Origin of the sequence: Microcystis sp. LE19-41.2A (genome assembly GCF_027530405.1) — a bacterium.
GTDB classification, from domain to species: domain Bacteria; phylum Cyanobacteriota; class Cyanobacteriia; order Cyanobacteriales; family Microcystaceae; genus Microcystis; species Microcystis aeruginosa.
On record NZ_JAPZQJ010000348.1, the window covers coordinates 1 to 7290 of the forward strand.

Here is a 7290-nt window from a genome sequence, read left to right on the forward strand (position 1 = left end):
GCCAATCTCTACGGGTATTAGACACTTTTTCGTGTAATCTTGCTATCTTCTCCTGAAGTTTTAACCAATTGCTAGAGCCTTTAGTTTTCCGTTTCAAGCGTCTTTGTAGCAATTTAAGCTTACTCTGTACTTTCAACAAAAATCGAGGGGCTTTGATTAAATCTCCCCGTGAAGTAGCGACAAAACTCTCAATCCCCGCGTCAATTCCTAAACAGGTCTTCCCTACTGTCATATCGGGAACTAATTCCGGAGATTGGAAGGAAACCGAAACGTAAAATCCCGACGCTTTTTGGATAATTCGAGCTTGTTTAGGCTCGAACCCAGACGGGTACTTCCTAGATTTCCTAATCCGAATTTTTCCCAATTGTGGAAAACTTAAGTATTCATCACCTAGAAAATTTTTCGAGAGCGCAGGAAAAACAAAACTCCGCATCTTTTTCTTAAATCTAGGAAAGCCGAAGCCTTTCGATTTCATCTGGTTAAACGCCTTATCTAAAGTTTTTAAGACTTGCTGTAAAACTTGAGCGTTAACCGTCTTTAATATCGGGTAAACTTTTTTAGCTTCCGTTAGATTTTTAGCTTGAACGAAGTAATTTGGATAGGGTTCATCCGCAGGAATTATGTACTCGGAAACTAACGAACAACGATCCGCAAGACACTTTCGAGAGTTTAACCAATCTTTCCGTTCCGAAAGAGCGTAATTATAAACGCTTTTGCAAACATCAAGAATGTGGATTATCTCCCGTTCCTGTCGCCTGTTTACCTTTAGTTTGTACTGGTAGGTAAGCGTTATCACTGTCGTTCGTTTCGTGATGTACAATTAGATTATAACACTTACCGCCTAATATGTCAACTGATTACAATCATGAATTTCGCTCTGTTTATAAACTTACCGCTCACGTCGTATTCGTCATCAAATACCGGCCATTGCTATTAACAATGAAATCTTAGCCCGACTTAAAGAAATTTTTGTGTCAACGCTCACGAAATGGGACAGCACATTACTTGATTTCAACGGTGAATCGGATTACGTTCACCTGATTATCGATGACAAACCTGACATTGCTTTATCCAAACTAATCGCTAACCTTAAAACAGTTAGTAGTCGCTTAATTAGAAAGGAATTTCCGGATTTGGCGGCCAAGTATTTCGACAATAAACCTTATTTTTGGACGGGAGGTTATTTCGTGGCTAGTTGTGGCGGCGTTACCATCGAACAACTAAAAAAATACGTCGAGAACCAAAACTCCCCAAAAGTGGAAACGCTACCGCGTTAGTTTCATTCCGGTGGCGATTTATCTCCCGTTAACCGCTACGCGGTTTAACGGGAGTCCTCTCGCTCCATTGAGATAGAGCTTCTAGGATAAAAAACCATTGAAAAGACGTGATCAACGGTTTTTTTGAGCTTAAAGCTTATCCCTATATGGGTTTAAAGCTATTTTTGTTCTAGGTTTTGTTGAGGTTCCACTAAGAGGGATGTCTAATTATATCAATTCTCCAAAATCCGGCTACAAGAGTTCGATCCCCCTGCCTTCGTCTCCCTTAAAATGGGAAAAAGGGGAAATGGGAACTTAAATTCGATAATTCGATCTGTAGTTTTGATGGGTGAGAATTGGTATTAATTAACTTTTACCCAAATACTGCGGAAATATTTTTCGGGACTATTTTTATCGATAATATCTTTACAGGGAGTATTACCAACTCGCTCGATTGTACCATCATCGCTTAAAATCTGAAAGCGATCTGGGAAATGGGGATAAAACAACAAAGCTTCTGGACGAAAACCTTCAGGGAATTGCAGTGATTCTATCTTTTCTGGTGCATCTTCTTTTTTTCCTGACCAAGTATAGAAAACGAATTGATCGCCTCCATGAAATTCTCCAGCAATAATTAAATATACTTCTAAAGCTGGCCAAAATTCAATGCTACGAATTCCTAATCCTCCCAAATCTAGCAGGATAGGATCACCAAATTCAGCTTTAGCCGTGGTTGAATTAGTAACTAAACTCTTGGGATTTTTTAGGGGTAATAAAAGAGCTTTACCGTTGGGGACAGGATTACGAAAACCGATTAAGATATTTCCGTCTGGAGTTGCCGTTAAACCTTCAATATTTAATCCTCCTTCAGCTTTGGGAGCTTTGGTTTCTGCTGTTTTGAAATCAAATATTTCAGCCAATTGAGAGTCTTCGATAATATCGCGCAATACTAACTGAGTATAAGACTCACCCACTTGAACTATACTAGAGCCGTCATCGGTAATTTTACTGGCAAAAAATTGATGACGAGGGAGTTTTCGTTCAGCATTTTTATTGCGGCCATGGGAAGTAATCCAATAGATTATGTCATTTAGTACAGTTACCCCCTCCAAGTCGATTTCTTTATTTTTAAGATTGTTCTTCACCCAACTATTAATGTCAATTGTTTTCAGGGCTTTTCCCGACTCTTGAGAGGAATAAATCCAGAGAAAATTACCTAATTTTGGATCCGCCTCATCATTACCAACAACAAATTTATTTTCTCCTAAAGCAGTGGCTGCAGAAGCATCACAAATTCCTTGATGTTTGATTTTTTGGATAATAGAAAAGTTGAGAGGTTTCATGATTGTATTCTCCTTATTAACTGGAAAAGTGAGGATTGAGAAAATTATAGGTAATAAAAGACAAAAAGACAAGACATTACTAGAAATAATCTGAGAAAGGACTGGTTTAAATAACTAATTTCTCCTAATTTCAAAAGTTTGTCGAGTGTCATAATTTATGTTAGTCCCTCCAAGACCCGATGATTCCTCCCATTGACCTAACGTCAAGGCAAAAGGTTTTGGGATCAAAGATCGGTTAGTTAGGGAAATAATTGGGGAACACTTTAACTCATTCAATAATAACTATAGATAAGCAAAAAATACTTAAATGTAACAAAAAAATACATAAGTGGGGAGGTGTAATTAAATATCAGACTTATCGAGGTTGAATTGAGCCACGAACCCCACAACCGGCATAGGTGATCAACTAAAGATGAAGTGTAATACTAAATCCGGTTATTAAAGAATGATTATTTATTCCTCCTTTTGCCTATTGCAAGAGTGCATGAGTGCCTGTCCTGATATGTAGCCTATGCTCAACGGATTTAGTGTAACCTAATTTGGTATCGACGACCGACTCCCCAAAACCAAAAATTCGTACCTCACCATTAAGATAACTGCTATAAAAACGCGGATATCACTGCCAATAGAGTTCGGTTTTACCGTTATGGGATGAGCATTAACGGGGGTAATATTCTAGGTAAGGAATTTGTATCTAGTCAGTGATGAAGACGATGTTAAAGGGGTCTTTACCGAAATTAAGCGATATTTTCCCGCCGACTGACCATCAGGACCGGGAAACTTTCACCCCCAATGCTTTTTATCCTAATTTATCGGAATGGCTCAAGCGAGCGCAACTGAAAGCGGAAAGTGAATGGTTCGCAGCGATCGCCGCTTTAGAAAATATCTTATTACAAAACCAAAATAATGCTGCCGCCGGTCGGGGTTTAATTCTCTCCGGTCCGACGGCTTTAGTCAGAGAAAGTAAGGCTTTAACGGGTTTTGAATTTGGTGTTTTTACCGTTAAAGCTTTAAAACATTTACAATGGCCGGGTTTGCAATTGCCTTCTCAGGAAAAATCCGCCGCCGATGTTTCCCCGACGGAGATTCATGAATTGCCTCTCTTGCCAACGGATCCGATTGCTAATGAAAGATTTTGTCTGGTTTTTAGCGAAAGTTTCGCTCTTTTGCTGGTTTTAGGCGAGGATCAGTGGGGTTTGTCCTCTTTTCAATTTTCCTTTGATCCCGTCCTCACTCAGCAAGCCTGGCAGCAGTTGCGGCAACGATTAGTTAATCTGCGTTATCCGCAAATCGGGACTTTAGAGGCAATTATCGAGGCTAATGGCAGTCCCTCGCCAGATTATCGTCTAGTTAGCCAATTTAGTCGCCAATTACTGCAAAATTTACCCAACCAGCCTAATTTAGACCTGAAAAAAACGAAATCGCCTATCAATGCCGAAATCACTCCGCCAAAGGAAGATAATTCTAATTTAGAATCGGGTTGTGATTTGGAATTATTGCGCGCTTTAACCCACGAAATTCGCACCCCTTTAACCACCATTCGCACCATTACCCGATTATTATTAAAACGGGCAAAAGTAACGGAAGATGTGCAGAAATATTTAGAAACAATCGATTTAGAATGTAGTGAACAAATTCAGCGCATGGAATTAATTTTCCGAGCCGCAGAATTGGGTATTAATCCTCTGGGGGATAAACCGATTCAATTAATTCCAATTGCTCTAGAAAAAGTCTTTCAAGATAGTATTCCCCGGTGGCAAAAACAAGCTAAAAGGCGCAATGTCAATTTAGAAGTTAATGTACCGAAAAAATTGCCTTCGGTAATTAGTGATCCGAATTTATTGGATCAAATGTTAAATGGAGTCGTGGAAAAATGTACTCGCAGTATGGCTAGTGGTGGCCTGTTGCAAGTACATATATCAACGGCAGGAAATCAATTAAAAATGCAGTTTCAAACTCAAATAAAATCACCTAATCTTACCCTCAAAGCTTTGGGAAAAGTCCTAATGTTTCAACCAGAAACCGGTAGTTTAAGTCTGAATATGAAGGTGACTAAAAACCTTTTTCAAGCTTTGGGAGGTAAATTGATTGTGCGTGAAAAACCCGAAGAAGGTGAGATTTTAACCATTTTCTTGCCCCTCGGACGCATTAAATAAGTTGTGATTATTCTCAATTTTTCATCTTGTAAAATAGGCAAAATTGCCAAGAGGATGCTATACTAGGGCAACAAATATTATTGATAGTTGCCATGGAAAAAACTGTTTTAATTTTAGGTGGCACTGGTCGCATTGGTCAAAGTGTAGCCCTAGATATTATTAATCATACTGCAGCTAAAATTATTATCACAGGACGCAAGGAAAAAGCCATTAAATTACTGCCAAGAATGCAGTTTTTGGCTTTGGATTTAGAAGAAATAGACAAGCTTAGACAGGCAATTAAAAATAGTGATTTAGTCGTTCATTGTGCCGGTCCCTTTCATTATCGCGATGGCAGGGTAGTAAAAATTTGCATCGAAGAAAAAGTCAATTATATTGATGTTAGTGATCATCGTTCTTTTTATCAAAAGTTAATCCCCTATCGAGAATTAGCGATAAAAGCGGGAATAACTGCCGTGGTTAATACGGGAATTTTTCCCGGTATTTCTAATAGTATAGTGCGAGAGGGAGTCGAACAGTTAGATAGGGTAGAAACGATCCGTTTAAATTATGCCGTAGCCGGTTCCGGAGGTGCGGGATTAACTGTGATGCGGACTACTTTTCTCGGCTTAAAAAAGCCTTTTTTAGCTTGGATTGAGGGACAATGGCAAGAGATTAAACCCTATACTGCTAGAGAAGTAATTGACTTTCCCGCTCCTTTGGGTAAAACTGGTGTTTATTGGTTTGATATGCCAGAAACCTATACTTTTGCTGAATCTTTTCAAGTGCAAAATGTGATCACAAAATTTGGTTCTATTCCCGATTTTTATAATCATTTAACTTGGATTACTGCCCATATTTTTCCCGATGCTTGGGTAGAAAGTTCTCGGGGAATTGAGTTTTTTTCCCAAGTTAGTTATCGCATGACAGAAGTAACCGATAAATTTTCGGGAATTGGGGTAGCAATGTTAGCCAAAGTGGCCGGATGGCAAGGGCAGCAAAAAGCAGTTTATCAAGCAACTATGCTTCACGAGAACACTGCCCAAGCAGCCGGCTGGGGAACTGGCAGCGTGGCAGAATTAATCTTAGCGGCAAAACTCCAAAAAGCCGGGATTTATCCCGTGGAACAGGTGTTATCCACAGAACTATTCCATGCTACGATGAAAAAAAGAGGTATTAAACTCGATCGCTCCTGTGCAATTGTGGCTTAGAAGATGAAAAAAATCTGGCGTTACTTAGGGCTGTTTTGTTTAGTTTTGTTACTGACTTTATCCCCCCTCCTCATGATAGCAGCCCAGAATAATCCTGCTAAACAAGGACAGGAAACACCCCTGGAAACTTTGGGAGAAGTTTTTCCCGTCATGCTTGATAATCAAGAACTTTTTACGATTCGGCAGGGAATAGGTTCTTTTTCAGCGCAAGAAAGAGCGAAATCGATTACAGACAGAATTGAAAAAATTGCCGATGACGATGTTCTTTCTCCTGAAGATTTAACCATAAAAATCGATCCTGAAGACAAAAACCCTTCGATTATTTTGGGAGATACGGTTATTGCTACTATTACTTCTAAAGATGCCAAATTACACGCGGTCAGTCAAGAAGTATTGGCCGAACGAGCTTTGGCAAAGATGAAAGCAGCCATTGTCCGTTATCGTCAAGAACGTCAACCAGATAACCTCTTAAAAGATGCAGTTTTGACGGTAAGTGCTACCTTGGCCACGGTCTTAATTTTCTGGGTAATAATTTTTATATCTTCGCGGGTTTTTCCCCAGATTCAGAGATTAATCACCTCCCTAGTTCCTGGGGTCGTATTCCAAAATTTTGAGATTATTAGTTCCCAGACAATAGGAATTTTTTCCCTAAGAGTTTTGCAATTTATCCGCACTCTGATTATTTTAACTATTCTCTATTTTTATTTAACTTTTGTCCTTCGTCTTTTTCCCTGGACTAGAAAATTTGGTGATGGTTTTCTACAATACTTTTTTAGTGCTTTGGAAGTTATTTCCCAAGAGATAGCAAAATATTTACCCAATATTTTTATTATACTGATCATTGTTTTTATAACTCACTATCTGTTGAGAGCAATTAAACCATTTTTCACTGGATTGGAAAGAGAAAATTTAGTAATTAATGGTTTCTATCCCGATTGGGCAAAACCAACCTATAATTTACTGTCACTGCTGATAATTGCCTTAGCTATAGTCATCGCTTTTCCCTATCTACCCGGATTTAATTCTCCTGCTTTTCAGGGGGTGTCGGTATTTTTAGGGGTGCTATTTTCCTTGGGTTCCACCTCTGCTATTGCTAACGTGGTAGGAGGAATTATCCTCATTTATACCCGCTCTTTTCAACTAGGAGATAAAATTTCTATTGGTGATGTTATTGGAGATGTGATTGAAAAAGGATTATTAGTCACGCAACATCTCAAAAACCGCTGAGAGGTAAGATGAAAGCCACGACAGCATCTCTGGCCTCTCAGCCTATCGCCTGTGGCTGTTAGGTAGTGTCTAGCTAGTGACCAACTTCCAGGCTGAGACTGTTCTGGGGAGCCGCCCG

Annotated in this window: 5 protein-coding genes and 1 pseudogene; 4 read left to right on the forward strand and 2 right to left on the reverse strand. The window is 39.3% G+C overall.

Annotated elements, in window-relative coordinates:
* Positions 1 to 796, reverse strand: a 796-nt coding sequence (locus O9290_RS14240) for an RNA-guided endonuclease InsQ/TnpB family protein (RefSeq protein ID WP_288087198.1), incomplete at its 3' end; no start/stop codon positions are given.
* A gap of 148 nt (positions 797 to 944) precedes the next feature.
* Here O9290_RS14240 and tnpA point away from each other — a divergent pair.
* Positions 945 to 1277: an IS200/IS605 family transposase gene (gene tnpA, locus O9290_RS14245; RefSeq protein ID WP_502846463.1), complete on the forward strand. Its 333-nt coding sequence runs from the start codon at positions 945 to 947 to the stop codon at positions 1275 to 1277.
* A gap of 341 nt (positions 1278 to 1618) precedes the next feature.
* On the opposite strand, the gene O9290_RS14250 is transcribed toward tnpA, so the two are convergent.
* Positions 1619 to 2599, reverse strand: coding sequence for a DUF3616 domain-containing protein (locus O9290_RS14250; RefSeq protein WP_288055763.1), 981 nt, complete (start codon positions 2597 to 2599; stop codon positions 1619 to 1621).
* Between the two features lie 713 nt (positions 2600 to 3312).
* Between O9290_RS14250 and O9290_RS14255 the strand changes: the two genes are divergently transcribed.
* The 3 genes and pseudogenes from O9290_RS14255 to O9290_RS14265 form a co-directional block, all read left to right on the forward strand.
* Positions 3313 to 4755 carry a sensor histidine kinase gene (locus O9290_RS14255; RefSeq protein ID WP_288087200.1) on the forward strand — a complete coding sequence of 481 codons (1443 nt, stop codon included), beginning with the start codon at positions 3313 to 3315 and terminating at the stop codon, positions 4753 to 4755.
* Positions 4756 to 4847: 92 nt separating this feature from the next.
* Positions 4848 to 5945, forward strand: a complete 1098-nt coding sequence (locus O9290_RS14260; RefSeq protein WP_288057425.1) for a saccharopine dehydrogenase family protein — start codon at positions 4848 to 4850, stop codon at positions 5943 to 5945.
* A 3-nt stretch (positions 5946 to 5948) separates the two neighbouring features.
* Positions 5949 to 7154, forward strand: a pseudogene (locus O9290_RS14265) (DUF8459 domain-containing protein); the annotation flags it as partial.
* Between the last annotated feature and the right edge of the window lie 136 nt (positions 7155 to 7290).

Bases quoted from the DNA above. Each gene is read 5' to 3' on its own strand.
- O9290_RS14250 (WP_288055763.1), bottom strand. From the start codon at position 2,599: ATGAAACCTCTCAACTTTTCTATTATCCAAAAAATCAAACATCAAGGA.
- O9290_RS14260 (WP_288057425.1), top strand. From the start codon at position 4,848: ATGGAAAAAACTGTTTTAATTTTAGGTGGCACTGGTCGCATTGGTCAA.
- O9290_RS14255 (WP_288087200.1), top strand. From the start codon at position 3,313: ATGTTAAAGGGGTCTTTACCGAAATTAAGCGATATTTTCCCGCCGACT.